General features: G+C 56.0%; 21 protein-coding genes and 1 other RNA gene. 13 read left to right on the top strand and 9 right to left on the bottom strand.

Features of this window, described 5'->3' with window-relative positions; translation table 11 throughout:
• Positions 1 to 45 precede the first annotated feature (45 nt).
• From ACTRXA_RS10485 to ACTRXA_RS10435, 11 genes are all read left to right on the top strand, one after another.
• On the top strand, positions 46 to 324 hold the full coding sequence (locus ACTRXA_RS10485) for a hypothetical protein (RefSeq protein ID WP_442427143.1): 279 nt from the start codon (positions 46 to 48) through the stop codon (positions 322 to 324).
• A 5-nt stretch (positions 325 to 329) separates the two neighbouring features.
• Complete coding sequence (locus tag ACTRXA_RS10480; protein ID WP_442427142.1) at positions 330 to 653, top strand: cell division protein ZapA; 324 nt, start codon at positions 330 to 332, stop codon at positions 651 to 653.
• A gap of 66 nt (positions 654 to 719) precedes the next feature.
• Positions 720 to 896: non-coding RNA, 6S RNA (gene ssrS / locus ACTRXA_RS10475), on the top strand.
• A 337-nt stretch (positions 897 to 1,233) separates the two neighbouring features.
• Positions 1,234 to 1,806: a 5-formyltetrahydrofolate cyclo-ligase gene (locus ACTRXA_RS10470; protein ID WP_442427141.1), complete on the top strand. Its 573-nt coding sequence runs from the start codon at positions 1,234 to 1,236 to the stop codon at positions 1,804 to 1,806.
• Between the two features lie 74 nt (positions 1,807 to 1,880).
• Positions 1,881 to 3,449, top strand: a complete 1,569-nt coding sequence (gene rny, locus ACTRXA_RS10465; RefSeq protein WP_442427140.1) for a ribonuclease Y — start codon at positions 1,881 to 1,883, stop codon at positions 3,447 to 3,449.
• Between the two features lie 90 nt (positions 3,450 to 3,539).
• Positions 3,540 to 5,042, top strand: coding sequence for a lysine--tRNA ligase (gene lysS, locus ACTRXA_RS10460; RefSeq protein WP_442427139.1), 1,503 nt, complete (start codon positions 3,540 to 3,542; stop codon positions 5,040 to 5,042).
• Between the two features lie 61 nt (positions 5,043 to 5,103).
• Entirely contained in the window at positions 5,104 to 6,372 is a 1,269-nt protein-coding gene (locus tag ACTRXA_RS10455; protein ID WP_442427138.1) for a lipoprotein-releasing ABC transporter permease subunit, read from the top strand.
• Entirely contained in the window at positions 6,365 to 7,075 is a 711-nt protein-coding gene (locus ACTRXA_RS10450; RefSeq protein ID WP_442427137.1) for an ABC transporter ATP-binding protein, read from the top strand. Before ACTRXA_RS10455 ends, ACTRXA_RS10450 begins: the two co-directional genes overlap by 8 nt.
• A gap of 22 nt (positions 7,076 to 7,097) precedes the next feature.
• The gene (gene lpxD / locus ACTRXA_RS10445) at positions 7,098 to 8,114 is read left to right on the top strand and encodes a UDP-3-O-(3-hydroxymyristoyl)glucosamine N-acyltransferase (protein WP_442427136.1); all 1,017 of its coding nucleotides are present in this window, start codon (positions 7,098 to 7,100) and stop codon (positions 8,112 to 8,114) included.
• Between the two features lie 70 nt (positions 8,115 to 8,184).
• Complete coding sequence (locus tag ACTRXA_RS10440; protein WP_442427135.1) at positions 8,185 to 9,249, top strand: leucine-rich repeat domain-containing protein; 1,065 nt, start codon at positions 8,185 to 8,187, stop codon at positions 9,247 to 9,249.
• Positions 9,250 to 9,264: 15 nt separating this feature from the next.
• Positions 9,265 to 10,239 (top strand): acetyl-CoA carboxylase carboxyltransferase subunit alpha, encoded by a 975-nt coding sequence (locus ACTRXA_RS10435; RefSeq protein ID WP_442427134.1) that lies wholly within the window; start codon positions 9,265 to 9,267, stop codon positions 10,237 to 10,239.
• A gap of 21 nt (positions 10,240 to 10,260) precedes the next feature.
• On the opposite strand, the gene ACTRXA_RS10430 is transcribed toward ACTRXA_RS10435, so the two are convergent.
• Positions 10,261 to 11,985, bottom strand: a complete 1,725-nt coding sequence (locus ACTRXA_RS10430; protein WP_442427133.1) for an ABC transporter ATP-binding protein — start codon at positions 11,983 to 11,985, stop codon at positions 10,261 to 10,263.
• 137 nt (positions 11,986 to 12,122) lie between these two features.
• On the opposite strand from ACTRXA_RS10430, the gene ACTRXA_RS10425 reads away from it, so the two are divergent.
• The gene (locus ACTRXA_RS10425) at positions 12,123 to 13,067 is read left to right on the top strand and encodes an aldo/keto reductase (RefSeq protein ID WP_442427132.1); all 945 of its coding nucleotides are present in this window, start codon (positions 12,123 to 12,125) and stop codon (positions 13,065 to 13,067) included.
• Here the strand turns inward: ACTRXA_RS10425 and ACTRXA_RS10420 are convergent, their stop codons facing one another.
• The 7 genes from ACTRXA_RS10420 to ACTRXA_RS10390 form a co-directional block, all read right to left on the bottom strand.
• Entirely contained in the window at positions 13,068 to 13,679 is a 612-nt protein-coding gene (locus ACTRXA_RS10420) for a hypothetical protein (RefSeq protein ID WP_442427131.1), read from the bottom strand.
• Between the two features lie 35 nt (positions 13,680 to 13,714).
• On the bottom strand, positions 13,715 to 14,515 hold the full coding sequence (locus ACTRXA_RS10415; protein ID WP_442427130.1) for a prepilin peptidase: 801 nt from the start codon (positions 14,513 to 14,515) through the stop codon (positions 13,715 to 13,717).
• A gap of 63 nt (positions 14,516 to 14,578) precedes the next feature.
• Positions 14,579 to 15,052 (bottom strand): regulatory protein RecX, encoded by a 474-nt coding sequence (locus ACTRXA_RS10410; protein ID WP_442427129.1) that lies wholly within the window; start codon positions 15,050 to 15,052, stop codon positions 14,579 to 14,581.
• 20 nt (positions 15,053 to 15,072) lie between these two features.
• Positions 15,073 to 16,155: a recombinase RecA gene (recA, locus tag ACTRXA_RS10405; RefSeq protein ID WP_442427128.1), complete on the bottom strand. Its 1,083-nt coding sequence runs from the start codon at positions 16,153 to 16,155 to the stop codon at positions 15,073 to 15,075.
• Between the two features lie 34 nt (positions 16,156 to 16,189).
• A complete protein-coding gene (gene thpR / locus ACTRXA_RS10400; protein ID WP_442427127.1) occupies positions 16,190 to 16,774 on the bottom strand; it encodes an RNA 2',3'-cyclic phosphodiesterase in 585 nt (194 codons plus the stop codon).
• A gap of 77 nt (positions 16,775 to 16,851) precedes the next feature.
• On the bottom strand, positions 16,852 to 17,961 hold the full coding sequence (locus ACTRXA_RS10395) for a mechanosensitive ion channel family protein (protein WP_442427126.1): 1,110 nt from the start codon (positions 17,959 to 17,961) through the stop codon (positions 16,852 to 16,854).
• Between the two features lie 180 nt (positions 17,962 to 18,141).
• Positions 18,142 to 18,447, bottom strand: a complete 306-nt coding sequence (locus ACTRXA_RS10390; protein WP_442427125.1) for a hypothetical protein — start codon at positions 18,445 to 18,447, stop codon at positions 18,142 to 18,144.
• Between the two features lie 262 nt (positions 18,448 to 18,709).
• On the opposite strand from ACTRXA_RS10390, the gene ACTRXA_RS10385 reads away from it, so the two are divergent.
• Positions 18,710 to 19,624 (top strand): hypothetical protein, encoded by a 915-nt coding sequence (locus ACTRXA_RS10385; protein ID WP_442427124.1) that lies wholly within the window; start codon positions 18,710 to 18,712, stop codon positions 19,622 to 19,624.
• A gap of 12 nt (positions 19,625 to 19,636) precedes the next feature.
• On the opposite strand, the gene ACTRXA_RS10380 is transcribed toward ACTRXA_RS10385, so the two are convergent.
• Positions 19,637 to 19,774 (bottom strand): hypothetical protein, encoded by a 138-nt coding sequence (locus tag ACTRXA_RS10380; protein WP_442427123.1) that lies wholly within the window; start codon positions 19,772 to 19,774, stop codon positions 19,637 to 19,639.
• Between the last annotated feature and the right edge of the window lie 16 nt (positions 19,775 to 19,790).

Raw genomic sequence — 19,790 nt, 5'->3', positions numbered from 1 at the left:
TCCCATGCAATTGACACCCCTGTCGCCCGGTGATACGATTCGCCCATGTCCACGCACCCGGTTGACAAGCTGGAGCGCCTCGTCTCCGAATGGATCGAGACCGCCCGCACCCTGCGGGAAGAAAACGCTCGCTTGCAAACCGAAGTCCGGCAACTGCGACAGCAGGTGGAATCTCTCTCGCAGGAGCAGAACGGCACCCAGGCGAAACTGAACCGCCTCGCCAGCCTGGAAGCGGAGCAGAGACGCTGGGAGGAGGAGAGAAAAACCATGCGGACCAAAGTGCGCGGCATCCTCGAACAGCTCCACCGCATTCCGGCAGAGTGACGGCCATGGCTCCCGGCACGCAGATCCAGATTTACGGAAAAAAATACACCGTCAAAGCGACCTCTTCCAGCGTGTCTTTGCAGGAACTCGCGGATTATGTGGATTCCCGCATGCGGGAGCTTTCGTCTACCAGCCGTACCGTTCCGGCGGATGTGGCGGTGCTCGCCGCGCTCAATATCGCGCAGGATTTATTTGAATTGAAACAACAATTTCAAGCCCTGAAGATGGAAAACGAAGCGGAAAAAAAAGAGTTGGAGGAACGGACCCGTTCCCTTTCCGAAAAGCTGGAAAACGAACTGGCGCGAACCCGCGAAAACCCCGGTAAATGACACAAAAGAATAGGCTTGAGGGGGTTCGGGGGTTGTGCTACGATTGATCGAAAAATGGGGTACAGTGCTTCCCTGTGGTGCTCGAGTATAAAATCAATTCTTGAGCCAACATTAACCAACGGGATCGAAACTGGCTGTGGTGAGCAAGCCTCCGTCGGAGGAAGCCTAAAACAGTTCACGGAGAACCCACCTGTCCTTGGCAGGTTCAAAAACTGATTTTGACACGGCACACGCGGGGAAGCATTTCCGAATATTTTAGTGGGTGTGCAGGCGGTAAACCCGGTCGCCAGTTCCCAGTAAGGGACGAGCTGAAAATCAGGCGGGACCGGTTTTGATTTTGAAAAGGATCAACGGATCTTGAATCAGGGATACGTTATTAAATATAAAATCTGGACAACTCCCCAACGGTTTGCCGGTAGGTTCTCGCCTTGTGCAGTGCGGCCGGGTGCTACAAGCCAGCGCAAACCCGATTCTTCCCGTGATTCGGAAGGGTCCGGTTGACGCGGCAGACCGCTTCCACCGACTCCTCCAGAGCCTGACCCTCTTTACTTGGTTTCACCCACGGAATATTGAGGGCTCTTTGCATTCGAAAGCAGTCATCCGGAAAGAGATTCTGGCCCATCGCCGGACCCTGGATCCGGAAAGCCTGAAAACGCTGAGCGGCCGCATCACCGAAACGGTGCTGGAACTGGATGCGTTCCGGCGTGCGGGTACCATGTTGATTTACCTGTCCATTCCCGGTGAGGTGGAAACGGACGGTCTGGTCAGCGCAGCGCTGGATGTCGGCAAGCGCGTGTGCGTGCCGGTCGTCCATTCCCGGTCAGGCGAACTCACCGCCACGCACCTTCCGGGATGGGACATCGAGTTCCGAACCGGGCCGTTCGGTATCCGCGAGCCGGAAGACCGGTTCCTCAATCGGGTGCCGCCGGAGGAAATCGACCTGGTTTTGCTGCCGGGTCTGGCTTTTGACAGGAAAGGGGGACGCATCGGGTATGGCAAGGGGTACTTCGACCGGTTTCTGGACCGGTTGAACGACCGCGCAGGCAGGATTGCACTGGCTTTCGATTTCCAGATTCACGACACCCTGCCTCAAAGCCCTTTGGACCGGCGCGTTCACAAAGTCATAACTGAGAAAGAGATCATTCATTGCTGAGCGGAGGGTTCCGTTCGGGCAGGATGTTTTGAGATATAACCAGGGGTTACGTTATGGGAAATGCAACGGGTGGTATGGAACTGAGCTTGGTGACATTGATTGTGAGCCTGGCCGGGACCCTGGGTATCGGGTTTTTCGCCGGATACCTTCTGCGTAAGAAACTCTCTGAGTTTCAGTTGAAAGAGTCGGAGGAACTGGGCGCCAGGATCCTTCAGGAAGCGGAAAAGGAAGCGGAAAGGCTCAAGAAGGAAGCCGAACTCCAGGTCAAGGAAGAACAGATCGCCATCAGGGCCCGCATGGAGAAGGAACTGGAGGGTGAGATGGGCGAGCTGCGTGAGCAGGAGAAGGCCCTGCGCCAGAAAGAGACCGAGCTGAACAACCTCATCGAAAAAAACCGCCAGGCGGAACGCAATTTCGAGTACCGCGGAAAGGAACTCGACGAAAAAGAAGCCGCGGTTGCGAAACAGAAAAAGGAATACGAGACGCTGGTCGTCGATCAGATCAAAAAACTCGAATCCATCAGCAACTACACGGCCGAGGAGGCAAAGGAAGCGATCCGCAACCAGATGCTGGAAGAGGCACGCCAGGATGCGGCGCGTCAGGTGAAGCGCATCGAGGAAGAGGCGCGGACCAATGCGGAAGAAGAAGCCCGCCGGCTCATTTCCATGGCGGTGCAACGGCTGGCCTCCGACCACGTGGCGGAAACCACGGTGTCGGTAGTCGAGTTGCCGAACGACGACATCAAGGGCCGCATCATCGGACGTGAAGGACGCAACATCCGGGCGCTCGAGCAGAGCACGGGCGTCGACCTCATCATCGACGACACGCCGGGTGCGGTGGTGCTGTCCAGCTTCGATCCCATCCGCCGGGAGATCGCGCGCCGCGCGCTGGAGAAACTCACCCTCGACGGACGCATCCACCCCGGCCGCATCGAGGAAGTGGTCTCCAAGTGCAAAAAGGAAATCAACCAGGACATCATCGATGCCGGCGAGCAGGCGGTGATGGACGTCGGCGTGGACCGCATGCATCCGGACATGGTGAAGCTGCTGGGCCGACTCAAGTACCGCACCAGCTACACGCAGAACGTACTCCAGCATTCCAAGGAAGTGGCGTGGGTGTGCGGCGCGATTGCTTCCGAGATGGGCCTGGATGTGCAGTTGGCAAAACGCTGCGGACTCCTGCATGATATCGGTAAGGCCATCGACCGGCAGACCGACGGCACGCACACCCAGCTCGGCGTGGACATCGCCAATCGCTACAACGAACACAAGTACGTGATCAATGCCATTGGCGCGCATCACGAAGACATCGAACCGGATTCCATTTATGCCGTGCTGGTTGCAGCCGGGGATACCATCTCCGCATCCCGGCCGGGCGCGCGCCGCGAAATGCTGGAGACCTACGTCAAACGCATGTCGCAGCTGGAAGAAATCGGCGATTCGTTCAAGGGCGTCGAAAAGACCTATGCGATCCAGGCCGGACGCGAGGTGCGCATCGTCGTCGTTCCCGACAATATCACCGACGAGGAAGCCATCCTGCTGTCCAAGGACGTGGCCAAACGCATCGAAAAGGAAGTGACGTACCCCGGCGAGATCAAGATCACGGTGGTGCGCGAATCCCGCTTTGTGCAGATTGCCCGCTGATAAAGGCGGTCCATCAACAATCCGAAAACTCCCATGCACCCGCTTGCTGAACGCGGGTGTGTTCCTTCAAATTCCCTAGCCTCCGAATTCATGGAAGAGACCAGCAATTTTCTACAACAGCGCCGCGACAAACTCGATGAACTGCGGCAGATGGGTGTCAACCCCTACATCAACCGCTTCAAGGTCAACGCGCATATCGGCGATCTTTTGTCCGCTCACGGGGATAAAAGCAAGGAAACATTCGACGAGGAAAATCTGAATTTTGTCGTCGCCGGGCGCGTCATGACCCGCCGCAAGCATGGCAAGACCACGTTCTGCCACATCAAGGACGGCACCGGACAGTTCCAGATTTACGTGAAGAAGGACGATATCGGCGCGGACAACTACGAATGGTTCAGCAAGGTGGACATGGGGGATTTCCTCGGCGCCGAAGGGCGGTTGTCCAAAACCAAAACGGGTGAGCTCACCCTGTTCTGCACGAAGGTCACCCTGCTTTCCAAATCGCTCCTGCCGCTTCCGGAAAAATGGCACGGTTTGAAAGATGTCGAGCTACGTTACCGTCAACGGTACGTGGACCTCATCGTCAATCCCGGGGTGAAGGATGTGTTCGTGGCGCGGAGCCGCATCATCCAGGCCATCCGCACCTTTTTGAACGATCGAGATTACCTGGAAGTGGAAACGCCGATGATGCAGTCCATCCCCGGCGGCGCGACGGCGAAACCGTTCAAGACGCACCACAATGCGCTCGACATGGAACTGTACCTGCGTGTGGCGCCGGAGCTATTCCTGAAACGGCTGGTGGTCGGCGGCATCGACCGGGTGTACGAGATCAACCGCAATTTTCGCAATGAAGGCATTTCCACCCAGCACAATCCCGAGTTCACCATGCTGGAGTTTTACACCGCCTACGCGGATTACCGGGATCTCATGGACCTGACCGAGGAGTTGTTCCGTTACATCGGCACCAACGTGTTCAACACGCTCACCTTCCCCTGCACGATTAACGACAAGGAAGGCCGTACGGAAACCCTCGATCTGTCGAAACCGTTTCAGCGGTACACGTTCTTTCAGTCCATCACGGAGTTGGGGGGCGTGCCCGCGGACGTGCTTCAGGATTACGACAAGATCACCGGCTATGCGCTCGAGCACAAGGTGCCGCTGGAAAAACGCGACACGCTGGGCAAGGTTCAGGGCAAGCTGTTTGATCACTTTGTCGAACCGAAGCTGGTGCAGCCGACGTTCATCATCGACTACCCGCTGGAACTGTCGCCGTTGTCCAAAAAAAAGGAAGACGATCCAAACCTGGTGGAACGCTTCGAGTTTTTTGTCGGGTGCCGGGAACTGGCCAACGCGTACACCGAGTTGAACGATCCCATCGACCAGAAAGCCCGGTTTGAACAGCAGGTGGCGCAGAAGGATGCGGGAGACGAGGAAGCACACTGGATGGACCTCGATTTCATCCGCGCACTGGAATACGGCATGCCGCCGACGGCGGGCGAGGGCATCGGCATCGACCGCCTGGCCATGCTTTTCACCAACTCCCCGTCCATCCGGGATGTGATTTTGTTCCCGCAGTTGAAAAAAGAATCCTGAACGCCGTACTCTAATCATCCGGACTGCGGTCCGGTTTCGGTCAACCTCACTTGCCATCGTCATGGGTTACGAATTACGAGTCAGCTGGCGGTATCTCTGCTCCCGGAAATCCCACAAGTTCATCTCCCTCATCACCTTCATCTCCGTCGGCGGGGTGGCCCTGGGCGTGATGGCGCTCATCGTGGTCATCGCCGTCATGTCCGGTTTCAGTAAGAACCTGCGCGACAAGATCCTCGGCACCAACAGCCACATCGTGGTGACGAGTTTCGAGCGCGAGGGCATCGCCCATTACGAAAAAATCGTGAGTACGGTGAAGGAAGTCGAGCAGGTGAAGGCGGCGGCGCCGTTCATCCTCAAGCAAGTGATGCTCACCTACGGCCAGCGCACGTCCGGTGTGGTGATCCGCGGTGTCGATCCCAAACGGGAGGGCGACATCTCCGATCTTGAGAAGAACATGGTGGAGGGCAAACTGGAGAACCTGGCAGGAACCGCCCCCAGTAAATCGAATATCCATCGGCAGGGGATCATTCTCGGGGTGGAGTTGTCACGCTCGCTCGGCGCGTCGGTGGGGGATGTCATCGGTATGCTCGCGCCCTCGGTGCGCATGACCCCGCTGGGCGTCATCCCGAACATCAAGATGGTGCAGGTGGTGGGGCTGTTCCAATCCGGTATGTATGAATACGATGCCAACCTCGCGTTCGTGTCGATCGAATCCGCACAAAAGCTGTTCAATATGAAGGGCACGGTGACGGGTGTGGAGATCAAGGTCGAGGACATTGACCTCGCGTGGAAAACCGCCGAATCCATACAGAAAAAGCTGGAGTTCCCCTACATCACCCGCGACTGGATGCAGATGAACAAGAATTTATTTTCGGCGCTCAAGCTGGAGAAAATCACCATGTTCATCATTCTCATCCTCATCATTCTTGTCGCCGCGTTCAACATCATCAGCACGCTGTTCATGGTGGTCATGGAAAAGTCCAAGGACATCGCGATTTTGAAATCCATGGGGGCCACCGGCGGCAGCATCATGAAAATTTTCAGTATGCAGGGACTGATTATCGGTCTCGTCGGAACGGGGCTGGGGGTGGTGGCGGGATTCACCATCGTGCCCAACCTGAATGAGATCGTCGGTTTCATCGAGTCGATGTTCAGCATCCAGGCGTTTCCGAGCGATGTGTATTACCTCGACCGCCTGCCGTCGGAGATTCAATACTTCGATTCTTTTTTGATCATCGTATTTTCCATTCTCATCTGCTTTGCGGCGTCGCTGTATCCCGCGTGGCGCGCGGCGCGGCTGGACCCGGTGGACGGATTGCGTTATGAATGATCCGCGCGGAGAGATCCTGCTCAGCGTGACCGGCGTGTGGAAAGCCTACCGGCGCAATGCGGAGTCGGTCGAGGTGCTCCGGAATGCCGACTTGCAGGTGAAGACGGGGGAGGTCCTCGGTATCGTCGGCGCCAGCGGGGCGGGCAAAAGCACGTTGCTGCACATCATGGGCGGCCTCGACCACCCGCAGAAGGGAACGGTCGAATTCAAGGGACAGGACATCTTCGCCAAGAAAAACGGTTTCCTGGAGCAGTTCCGCAACCGCCATATCGGATTTGTGTTTCAGTTGTTCAACCTGTTGCCGGATTTCACCGCACTGGAAAACACGCTGTTTCCCGGTTTCATTGGGGGGCAGGATGAGGGCGAGCTTCGCGAGCGAGCCGTGGGCCTGCTCACGCAGATGGGATTGAAAGACCGCCTGCATCACAAGCCCGGAGAGTTGTCCGGCGGTGAGACCCAGCGGGTGGCGCTGGCGAGGAGCCTGGTCAACCAACCGGATCTTTTGCTGGCGGATGAGCCTACGGGCAACCTCGACTCAAAATCCAGCGATGCATTCATGGACCTGGTGCGCGATCTCAACAAGAAATCCAACCAGACGTTTGTCATTGTCACCCACAGTCCACGCATCGCCAAAAGCCTGGACCGGGTCCTGCAACTGGTGGACGGCGAGATCAAACCGATCGACAAGGAATTGATTCTGTAACCTTTCACACCCAAGAGGCAGTATGAAACTGAAGGACATCATCGCGCAGGTGGGCGGCACCGTGCAGGGCGACGACCAGATCGACATCACCGATGCGTGCGGACTCGACCACGCCCAGGCCGGACACATCACCTTCCTCGCCGATAAAAAATACAAGGACAAACTGGCAACTTCTCCCGCCTCGGCGGTGCTGGTCAAAGAGCCGATGGAAACAGGAATGACGCAGGTCATCCACCCCGCGCCCCAGCTTGCGTTCGCCAAAATCCTCGCCGCATTCCATCCCGAGCCGAAACCCGAACCCGGGATCGACGAGCGCGCGGCTGTGGATCCAACGGCGAAGCTCGGCAAAAACGTCACCGTTTTTCCTTTCGTCACCCTCGGCAAAGACGTGACCGTCGGCGACAACACGGTACTGTATCCCGGTGTGGTGGTTCACGACGGGAGCCGCATCGGTAACGATTGCACCCTGCATGCCAACGTCACCGTGTATCGGGATACGCAGATCGGCAGCGGCGTCATTCTGCATTCCGGTGTGGTGGTCGGTGCGGACGGGTTTGGCTACACGCCGAACGAGAAAGGCGAACATGTGAAGATCATGCAGGTCGGCCGGGTGGTCATTGAAGACAACGTCGAGGTCGGGGCGAATACCTGCATCGACCGCGCGGCGTTCGGCGAAACCGTCATCCGGCAGGGAACGAAGATCGACAATCTCGTCCAGGTGGCGCACAACTGCGATATCGGGCCACACTCCATCCTCGTCTCGCAGGTGGGGTTGTCTGGAAGCTGCAAACTGGGACACCATGTCATCCTCGCCGGCCAGGTGGGACTGGCCGATCACGTGACCCTCGGCAGCCAGGTGATCGTTGCGGCCAAGGGAGGTGTGAACAAGGACATTCCCGATGCGGGATTCTACGGTGGAAGCCCTGCCGTCTCGGGCATGACCTGGAAAAAATACGTTACGATGTTTCCCAAACTGCCGGAAATGGCGCAGAAACTGAGAGAATTGGAAAAGCGCCTGAATGCGATTGAAAACAAATGAAAACGCTTGCTAAAATAAACAAATAATGTATTTTAGCGAACTTTTGTGATTCTAAAAGGTGGATCGAAACATGAAATCGACCTGCAAGGCACTTTTGTTGTGGGTGGGCCTCGGGATCATGACCTCCGGCGCGGTCTGGGAAATGACGCCGGAAGATCTCGGCCAATATATAGAAAAGAAACTGCGCCGCAATGACCGGTCGCTCAAGCTGAATGAAAAAATCATTCATGAGTCCGGTGCGAAGTTCCTCGCCAACTCCCCGCTTCTTGAAAGCGTCACCGTGCTCAAGATTTACAAAGGGGATATCGGCGACGAAGGAGTGCGTGCGCTGGCGCAGTCACGCTACCTGAAAAACCTGAAAGAGTTGTCGATTGAAAACAACGGGGTGACCGATGTGGGGGCACGTTACCTGGCGGAGTCTCCGTATCTCGGCAATCTGGAAACGCTGAACCTGTTCAACAATAAGATCGGCGATGCGGGGGCCAAAGCCCTGGCAGAATCGCAAACGCTTTCGGGGCTTCTGGACCTGAATCTCAACTACAATGAAGTGGGTGACGCGGGTACCTTGGCGATTCTCCACTCTTCCAGTTTCAAAAGACTGATGCACATCGGCCTCGCTTACAACAAGCTGGGCAAGGAAGGGGCGCAGGCGCTGAAGGATTTCCGCCTGCGGCAGAAGATCGAGGAATGGAAGGCAACCGATTCTCTTGAAAACCTTGAGAAGAACTACATAGGCGACCGCGGGGTGATGATCCTTTTGGAGTCGCCCTATATCAGCGAGATTCAGGAGTTGAACCTGAGCAACAACAACCTGACGGACGAGGCCATTGTGGCGCTTGCCAACTCATCCAAAGTGAGCAAGCTGCGATCGCTCCGCCTGGCGGGCAATTACATCACGGACCGCGGGGCGGAAGCGCTGGCCAAATCCGAATCCCTGCGTAACCTGAAAAATCTGGATTTGAACTTCAATTACATCGGCGATGAAGGCGCGTTTGCGCTGGCGAAGGCGGAACACCTGTCACAGCTGGAAATGCTCCGGCTGGGGCAGAACCGTATCGGCTTCGAGGGAGCGAGAGCCCTCGACCAGTCTCCTTATCTCAAAAACCTCATTTATCCCATCTTCGGCTTTTACTGATCCCGGACACGACTCATGGCGCAGATACTCGAATTTGAAAAGGAAATTTTTGCGGTCGAAAACCAGATCCGCGAGCTTGTTTCGCTGTCGCACATGTATGACAGCATCGGCGACATCTCTCACGAAATCGCCAAACTCAGGAAAAAGCTTCGGCGCATGAAGTACGACACGTTCAATAATTTGGACGGCTGGCAGAAGACGCAGGTCGCACGTCATCCCATGCGACCGTACACCATGGATTACATCAACGGCATTTTCACCGATTTTCAGGAGCTGAGCGGCGACCGTCATGGGGGACTGGGTGCGCCCATTATCGGCGGCATGGCGAAATTCGGCGACCTCACGGTGATGATCATCGGTCATCAAAAGGGTCGCGATACGAAGGAAAAACTGCTTCGCAATTTTGGCATGCCGCAACCGTCCGCTTACCGCAAGGCCTTGCGCTTGATGGAGATGGCGGAAAAGTTCAACCTGCCCATCGTGACGTTCATCGACACCCCCGGTGCGTATCCAGGCGTGGATGCCGAAGAGAAGGGCCAGTCGGAAGCCATCGCCCAGAACCTGTTTGTCATGGCGGGGCTCAAGGTGCCGATCATCGCCACCATCATCGGCGAAGGCGGCAGTGGCGGTGCGTTGGCCATAGGCATGGGCAACCGCGTGCTCATGCTGGAACATTCAGTGTATTCCGTGATCTCGCCGGAAGGCTGTGCATCGATTTTGTGGGGTGATAAAGAAAAGGTGAAGCAGGCCGCAGATGCGCTTTGCCTGACCGCGCAACAGCTCATCACCATGAAGGTCATCGATCAGATTGTGACCGAACCTCTCGGCGGCGCCCATCGCAATTACAAGCGCGCCACCATCCTGCTCAAAAAGGCCCTTCGTGTGCATCTCAACGCATTGACGCAGATGAGCGCAGAACAGCTTGTTGAACAACGGCAGGAAAAATTCCGAAATCTCGGCGAGTTTGTTACCGGCCCGGTGAAGGAATGATCATTTCCGGATAAACGTGAATCAAAGGTGGAGTTGAGACCGGAACAGGTTCGCGTAGCTGGTGTCTCCCTGAATCAGGTCTTCATGCGTTCCGGATTCTACCAGTGTGCCTTCCTGCAGGACCACGATGCGGTCCGCATCCTCCAGCGTGGACAGACGATGCGCGATGATGAGCGTGGTGCGGCTGGCCATGAGCTGGCGAAGCGCTTCTTTGATCTGCATCTCGGTTTCCGAATCGACCGATGCCGTGGCTTCGTCCAGCACCACAATGGGCGGATCTTTTAAAAACACGCGGGCGATGGCGAGTCGGTGGCGCTCTCCGCCGGACAGCTTCACCCCGCGCTCCCCGATCAACGTATCGTATCCATTAGGTAGTTTTTCGACGAATCCCGCGGCATTCGCCGCTTTTGCAGCGCGACGGATGTCTTGCTCCGAAGCCTGAAGGTTGCCGTAACGGATGTTGTCGGCCACGGTTCCATTGAACAAAAACGGCTCCTGCGATACCAGCCCGATCTGTTCGCGCAGATAGGACAGGCTGAGTTCGCGAAGCGGGTAGCCGTCGATGCGCACCTCCCCCGCCGTCGGATCGTAAAACCGCATGAGCAGTTTCACCAGCGTCGATTTGCCGCTTCCCGTATGTCCCGCCAATGCGATGGTCTCTCCCGGCTCAATGTCAAAAGAAACGCCGTGCAGAACTTCCTTGCCTTCGACATAGGAAAAATGAATGTCGCGGAAATCGATGTGGCCGCGCACGTGGGTGGAGGGCACGATGGGGTTTTCCGGCTCCTTCACTTCCGGTTCCGCGTCGATGATTTCAAACAACCGCTCGCTGGAGGCCAGTGCGTGTTGCAACATGTGGTTGAGCGAGTGCAATTGATTGATGGGGGTGTAAAAGAGAGCGAGGTAGCCGATGAAGGCAACCAGCGTCCCGACGGTGATTTCCCCCCCACGCACCAGCCCAATTCCATAAAGCACGATCAGCACTGTGCCCATCGATCCCAGAAACATCATGCTGGGTGAGTAATACGCCCACAGCTTCATCACTTCCAGCGTTCCCTTGCAATAGGCGTCGCTCCGTTTTTCAAACCGTTCGATCTCGTGATTCTGCCGGTTGAAGGCAAAGGTTTCCTTCATGCCGGAGATGGTGTCCTGAAGGATGCCGTTCATCTTTGCCGCGCGTTCACGCACCATGTGGTACAGATCGTGCGCCTTGAAGGTATACTTCCATGCACCCAGGATCAGCAGGGGGATCGGGATCATCGACGCCAGTGCCAGCTTCCAGTGCAGGAAAAACATGATGATGGTGATGCCGATGAGCGTCAGGACCGCCGTGACCAACTGCTCGATACCATCGATGAATATGCGCTCCACGTAGGTCACATCATCATTCACGCGTGACATGATTTCGCCCGTCGCTCGATTTTCGTAATACTTGAGCGACATCTTCTGCAGGGAGCGGTACACGTGCGACCGCAGGTCGAAGACCACTTTCTGCTCGAGGTTGTTGTTGAGCCGGATGCGTTTGTAATTTGAAAAATTACGGCCGAAGTAGGAGAGAACGAGTGCCAGCACGACCCAGTAGATCGCACTGCCGGCCTGCTCCTGCACCAGTTGATCGACGATGATCTTGATGAGCCACGGTGGAACGAGGTCCAGAAGGGTGGTCAGGATGGCGAATCCCAGAGTCCATGCCACATAAGGTTTGTAGGGTTTCAGGTAGCCCAGAACCCGGAGAAGAGATTTCATGATGCGTGTGTGTCAGCGTTGTTATATTTTTTTGTGTGTCATGCATGGTGACTTGACCCTGTTGAGGTCCATGGTTCAATATTAGACCAGACAGGGCGGAAATCTTAAATAAAAACTTCTGGATGGATGGAGAAGGCATGGAATATCGACAGTTGGGATCGAGCGATTTGAAGGTTTCGGTATTGGGTTTTGGTGCGTGGGGTATCGGCGGTTCGCCGTTCTGGACGACGGAGGGCGATCGTGCCTCCGAGAAAGCTCTCCTTAAGGCGGTGGAACTGGGAATCAATTTTTTCGACACCGCGCCGGTATATGGATTCGGTCATTCGGAGTCAATTATAGGAAAAACCCTGAAACCGCACCGGGACAAACTGGTCTACGCCACCAAATGTGGCCTGCGTTGGGAAAAAGAATCGTTGGGCTCCATCCGAAAGGTGGCGACCCGCGCGTCGATCGAGGAAGAAGTCGAACTGAGCCTCAAACGCCTGCAGACGGACGTGATCGATCTCTACCAGGTGCATTGGCCGGATGTGGACACGCCGCAGGCCGAGACCATGGAAGCCCTGATGCGACTGAAAGAGCAGGGCAAGATCCGACACATCGGTGTCAGCAATTACAATGTCCGGCAGATGCAGGAGTGCCTGGAAGTGGGGCCAATTGTCTCCCTGCAACCGGAATACAGCCTTTTGCAAAGGTCGATCGAAAAAGAAATCGTGCCGTTCTGTTTGGTAAACGGTATGGGCGTGGTGGCCTACAGCCCGCTTGCGTCCGGCGTGTTGACGGGCAAGTACGGCAAGGACACCAGGTTCAAAGACTGGCGGAGCAAGGGAATCATCGGCGAGTTCACGGGTGAGGCGTTTGAGCGCAACGTGGAGAAAGTGGAGCAGATGAAAGCCGTTGCCGGTGAACTGGGAAAAACCTGCACTCACGTGGCGATCAACTGGGTCACGCGCCAGCCCGCGGTGGCGACGGCCTTGATCGGCGTCAAAAACGAAAAGCAGGTGGAAGAAAACGTTCAGGCCATTGGGTGGGAACTGGATAAAGACGCTGGGAAACGGCTCGACAGAATTTTTACCATCCAGTGATCAGGGGGCGGGTTCCTGAAGGACTTCCTTGTAAGTTTTAACCATATCCTCGGTCTTTTCTTTTACCAACTCGACTTTCGCACGGACCATCGGGCTTTCCGGTTTCAACAGAGAAAGCGATCCATTGATACCGGTCATGGTTTCTTCCAACCGGTTCACCTGTCCGGGGTGGTCGATCTGCGGGGTGGGTGGCTCCGGCTTTTTCGACATGTCCAGCAGGGCCTGCTGAAGGGCCATCTCCAGCGCCTTGATTCGTTCGTCCATGGTCTTTTGTTTGACGCCGAGATTGAGGGATGCCTGGTTCTGCGACAACGTCAACTGCGTTCCCAAATCCTTCAGGTGCAAAACCTGGGTTTTGTTGATGGTGTAGAAGGTGACCCCAAGGACCGCGAGGATGCTGATGTACAGCATGGTTTTGACGACCGTGATTTCCCGCCGGTTTCTTCTGATTTCCGCGCGCAGGGTTTCCACCTCGGATTCCGGGTGGGTTTCGTCAGGGGCGGTACCGGTTTCCTGGTTGTCGTTTTCTTCCATCGGGGAAGGGGCGGGGGAGCCGTCTTCGCCGTTTTCGGACGAACGATCCGGCTCCAGGTTCTCGTCACGCGATTCCATGGGTTTCCTCAACAATGAAATTTTCAGGATGTGGGCTATTGTTCCACAACCATGAGGCTCAGGTAAAGGCCTAAAATGTCATCCCCAAAGAAAATGGAGACAACCGTGGCCAGGGCGAGGAACGGCCCGAAAGGAATCCGGCTGAGAAAATTCAGTTTTTTGGTTGTCATGCCGAGCGCCCCGAACAACGCTCCCGAAATCGCCCCGAGAAAAATGACGAGCAGCACCTGCGCCCATCCCAGAAGTGCTCCCGCCGCGGCGATGTACTTGATGTCGCCTCCCCCCATGCCCATGGCCCCGCGTACCTTGAAATACACTTCTGCCAGAAACAGGAACAGGCCGCCCCCCACCACCAGCCCGATCAGGGAATCCATGAAACCATTCAGGTAGGTGCCTGCAATCAAACCAAACGCGATACCGGGAAGTGTGATTTTATCGGGAATGATCTGGTGTTGGATATCGATCACGGTGATGATGACGAGAGTCGGCATGACGATGGCGTAAATCGCGCTGGTCCATGTGAAACCGAATTTATACAACACCCCGGCCAATAAAAGAGCTGTCACCAGCTCGACAGCCGGATACACCGGGGAGATGGGTTCCTTGCATTTCCGGCAGCGACCGCCGAGAGCCAGGTAGCTCAGGACGGGAACATTATCTCGCTTGCGGATGGGCGTTTTGCAGTGGGGGCAGTGCGAGGCGGGAAAGGCGACGGATTCCTTTTTGGGGAGGCGCGCAATGCATACGTTGCAAAAGCTGCCGATCACCAGGCCGAACAGGAAACCGGTACCCGCCAGCAGGGGAGGGGGAATGAGAGCGAATGTGGAGAAATCCATGCGGGCTCAACGAGAAAAGGAGTCATCCGGCACAACCGCCGCCATTTCCATTGTCAGGCAGAATCAGTAAGGAATCAATCGTTCTACCGTATCAAATACGGTTTCGCTGGTGAAACCTTTGCGTTGCAGAAACCCGGCGAGACGTTGCCTTTGTTTCTGCTTATCGAGGTTTTTCCATTTAACCAGTTTGCTTTCGGCCGCTTCGCGGGCCAGCTCCTTTTCATCGACCTCGCCATAAAGCTGGCGCAGGGTTTCCCCGACGATGGAATCGGCAAGCCCTTTCAGGCGCAGGTCCTGTTGCAGGCGAAAACGGCCGAACCGTTTGGTTTCGATGCGGTACCGCCCCCATTGCAGGGCAAACCGGGTGTCATCCAGGTAACCCAGGCGTTTGAGATAATCGACGACCAAATCGACAGTGGAGGTATCGAAGTCCTTACCCAGGAGGTAGGTCCGCATTTCGTGCTCCGTACGGTCGCGATAGGTGAGGTAGCGGAGAGCCCTGTTGCGGGCCTGTTTGAGCGCGTCGTCGTCCGGCATCGGAGGCAGGCCTGCGTGGGCTACTTCTTTTTGCCTTTACCGGAGGCTTTGGGCTCGACTTCTTCTCCTCCGTTATTTCCACTGTTCTCGGTGGGAGGGGCTGCGTGAACCGGCAGGTCCAGTTTCTGCCGGATCTGGGTTTCGATTTTTTGCGCGATGTCGGGATTCTCTTCCAGGAAGTTCTTGGAGTTTTCGCGGCCCTGGCCGATGCGTTCGTCTCCAAAGGAAAACCAGGTGCCGCTTTTCTGGATGATTTCGTTCTGCACGCCCAGGTCCAAAAGGTCGCCGTAGCGGGAGATGCCCTTGCCGTAAATGATGTCGAATTCGCATTCACGGAAGGGAGGCGCGAGTTTGTTTTTCACCACTTTCACGCGCGTGCGGTTGCCGATCACTTTGTCGCCGTCCTTCAGGGCGGAGATCCGGCGGATGTCGAGTCGCACCGAGGAATAGAATTTCAGGGCGTTGCCGCCGGTGGTGGTCTCCGGACTGCCGAACATGACGCCGATCTTCATGCGGATCTGGTTGATGAAGATGAGCGCCGTGCGTGATTTGTTGATGACCCCGGTGAGCTTGCGCATGGCCTGTGACATGAGCCGGGCCTGCAGTCCCATGTGGGAGTCGCCCATCTCACCGTCCAACTCCGCTTTCGGTACCAGGGCCGCCACCGAATCGATGACGATCACGTCCACCGCGCCGCTGCGCACCAGCACCTCGGCGATCTCCAGGGTTTGCTCGCCCGTATCGGGCTGGGACAACAGAAGGTCCTCCAGGTTGACGCCCAGGTTGCGTGCATACTGCGGGTCGAGCGCGTGTTCGGCATCGATAAATGCGGCGACCCCGCCCGCCTTCTGCGCTTCGGCAATGATGTGCAGAGTGAGGCTGGTTTTTCCAGACGCCTCCGGTCCATAAATTTCGATCACGCGGCCCCGTGGCACGCCGCCGATTCCCAATACCGCGTCGAGCGAAAGGGAACCGGTGGGAATGGTGGCCACCTTCTGCACTTCACCCTGACCCAGCTTCATGATGGATCCCTTACCGAACTGCTTTTCAATTTGAGAAAAAGCGAGGTCGAGGGCTTTTTCCTTATCCGGATCGATGGACATGGCGTCTCCTAATAGAAAGGTAAGGTAGTACGAATCAGGGGTCCGGACTCCGGCCCTGGAGTGAGATTTCCTTCAATACCGTGTAAATCGAACCCTTGGGGGTCAACTTGCTTTGAATCAGGCTGAATGATTTGACCTGAATTGGGCTTGGGTCCAAATCCCCGAGATCGTCCATTTCCACCTTCAACCGTTCGCAACCCTTCGGGGACTTGATGCGGCCCAGTGTGAGGTGTGGAGAAAACGCCCGGCTCTCCCGCGGCCAGCCCAAGGGTTCTACGGCGCTTTCCACGCCTGACTGGAGCGAAGCCAGATGGCCTTCCCGGTCATCCAACCCGACCCAGACCACCCGGGGTTTTTTCCATCCCGGAAACACGCCCAGCCCACCCAGCGAAACCTGGAACGGGGCCCGCCCAGCGGCTAGCCCATCCAGTGCGGTGTTGATCTCGGGAATGCGATGAGGGTCGGTGTCCCCAAGAAACTTTAAGGTCAGGTGAATGTTTCCGGGTCGTGTCCAGGTCGCATGCACCCCCAGTTTTTTAAATCGATCCTGAATGGCACTGAGGGTGTTGAGCGTGGTGGACGGAACGAGAACGGCTACAAAGGTCCTTATGGCCAGCACAGTTTACAAATCGCCTCCGGGGTTGTCAATTTGATTTGGCTACGGCAATCCGCGTGCAACACCAGTCTCTTATTGTATCACTGGTACCCTTTTGCAGGGATTCCGGATTCCTCCACAGGTGCGTTCCAACCATTGGCCAGATGGATCGTTGAAGTGGGAAAGGCCACTTCGGCATCCTCTTTTTCGATGATGTTGATGATTTTAAGCAGAATATCCTGCTTGATTTCGTGGTAGTGCTCCCAATCGGTCGTTTTGGTGAAAGCATAAACGAAAAAATCGAGAGACGACGCGGCGAATTTATCAAAGTTGACCATCAGGGTTCTGTCCGTATCGATTTCGGGATGGCCCTCCAGCATGGTTCTGACCTTTTCCACGATGGTTCCCATTTTGGAAACGTCGTCGTAGCGGATGCCGATGGTTTCATAGAGGCGCCGGTTCTCCATGCGGCTGGGGTTCTCCACGGTGATGGAAGCAAACACTGCATTGGGCACGTAAAGCGGACGTTTGTCGAAGGTACGGATGCGTGTGAGCCGCCAGCCGATGTGCTCCACGACGCCTTCGATCTCGCGGTCGGGAGAACGCACCCATTCGCCCACAACAAAGGGGCGGTCGAGGTAGATCATCAATCCTCCGAAAAAATTGGCGAGCAGGTCGCGCGCGGCGAAACCGACGGCGATACCACCGATGCCGCCGAAAGCAAGCACCCCGGAAATGCTGAATCCCAGCGTTTGCAGGACCACCAGAAAGGCGGTGATGACCACCGAAAGCTTCAGCAGTTTGGAGATGGCGTCGGCCGTTGTGCGGTCGAGGTTGGTTCCTTTTTTTTTCAGGAACACTTCTTCGCCGTTTTTGATGAGGCGAACGATGAACCAGGTGATGCTGCCGATGATGAGAGTGTCCCGTGCCGGCCCCATCATTTCAAAAACGACGGAACTGATTTCCTTCTCGATGACTTCCGAGGCTGTGTAGACGCCGATTGTCCAGATGGCGAGCCGGAGCGGTTTGCGAACGGCATCAATCAGGGCTCCATCCCAGATTTTTGCTGACCTTTCGGCGCGCTTCTGAAGCCGGTCGAACGCCCTTTTCTGGAAATAGTCCACAAGGAGCGTCACGAAAACGACAACGAAGGCCTGCAGGATATAGGAATGATCTTCTATGATGGAATGGATGAGGGACTCAAAATCCATAGAGGGTCTCCTTTGCAAAAATAAAAACAGCCCGATATCCCTGAGGGATTTTTAGAATTCGGGCTGTTTTCCATTACTAGCAAAATTGACCGGGGATTTCAACGCATCGCCGGAAACCCAACTGGCAGCAGGTGATGCATTACCCCTTGTGGAGCAGACCTTTTATGGAGGGCCCTTCACTCACTGCATTTTTTTCGAACTGGGTAACGGAAAAGGGTGGCTGAGGCCGGTCTCCGGTTCCGACAATTCTTTTTTGTCTTTGTCAGCCCGACGGATCAGCGACCTCTCCCGTCTCAAAATGCCGGTCATTTTTTCCCACGCCCGGTCCACAGGGTGTGTGTATTCCAGGAAAAACTGGCTCACCATCTGCCGTGTGAGGGTCTGTTTGAAAACCGTCGGGGTGATCTGCCCGGCGACGAGCCGTTTTTTTAACACTTGCACCCCGGTGGGGTCGAGGTATTGCTTGAGGTCCGGTATTTTAGCCATGGCGGTATCCATTGTAGTCATAGGGGTTCCAGTTGAATTGGGTTCAAAATTTTGACGCGAGTCTTTATAATTTAAATATGAGCAAGAACCATGCCAGTCTCTCAATCAGGGGGTGTTGTCTGGCCAGGGCCTTTTGAAGGGATCGGGATAGAGGGATCCCGGATACCCAAAACTTTTCTTCCATCCCTTTTGGGCGGGGAATCAGGTTTTCCTTTAATTAGCCGATGGGGATAAAGGACTCATTTGGATTGGCAGGAAATTTATGGACCTGACTCAGGAACCTCCGCCGGAGGAAAAACCACAGCGCCGGTATTATTTCGAAGAGGAGCAAACCGCCCCTCCTCCTGCGCCGCCCAAGCCTATTCAAGTCAGTTCATCGACGTGGAAGGTGCTTGTGGGGCTGGCTGCAGGATTGGCGTTCCTCGTCTGGAACGCCCGGTTGGAACCGGTGGACCTCCCTCCCATCGTGGCGCAGTTGTACACGGAGCCCGGCCCGGGTCCCCTTTCCCCCGAACCTGTAAAAGAAAAAAAGGCTTCCACCCTGCCACCGGACTGGCAACAACGTTTTCAGCCGAAACCGAAAACCTACCCCGTGAAAGAGCGGGTCACCCAGACCGAATCCGATTACCGGCAGATTAATCGATACGAACTCTTGCCGGAAGTTCTGCAATCTCGTCCCAAAAGATCGCTTTGGGTCGAAAGCAATCGGCCTGTACCTCGACCCACGCAGGTGCATGACAAAGGTCTGGTGCTGGCCGGACGCGGTTTTGAGATCGGACGGTTCGAACCGGACAAGGGGTTGACATTCCGCCTGAACACCTTACCGATCCCGGAACCGCACATGATGCCCCTCGATGAATTGCCTGAGTATGGAAACGAAACTGAGGGGTTGGAAGCGTCCCCTTATAAAAAGGGTTTGCTTTTTCATGCGGGTGCCACGGGGCTGCCGCCCCGAATCGACATGGAGACGGTGGGCCAACCGGAAACCCTTCCGCCGGAGCAGGAAGAGGAGCAACTGGAAACCGAACCGGTTCCAGAAAGGCGGGTCCTGCTGGATGTCAAAGGGAAAACGATGCTGAAGTTGAATCCATCGGCCCAACCACCTCTTGATTTGCTGAACCAGCACCCGGCCATCCTGCGGCATCAATTCGACCAGCGCGAAACCCGCCCTGAATAGGGGAGAGGCGGGTCAGGACCGGCTCCAGTAAAAAAGAATCCAGAAGCCGATGATGAGCAACCAGACCAGAACCTTGCGGAACCAGTGAACTTTGTAACGCTCCCCGGAATCCTGCAATTCCCGGTTGCGTTCGCGAAATCGGTTGCCCATGGGTGCGTTCCTTATC

Source organism: Nitrospina sp. P1_D6 (genome assembly GCF_052156615.1).
Lineage (GTDB): Bacteria > Nitrospinota > Nitrospinia > Nitrospinales > Nitrospinaceae > Nitrospina.
Note: the sequence above shows the minus strand (reverse complement) of the source record. Positions and strands in the feature narration are given on the sequence as shown.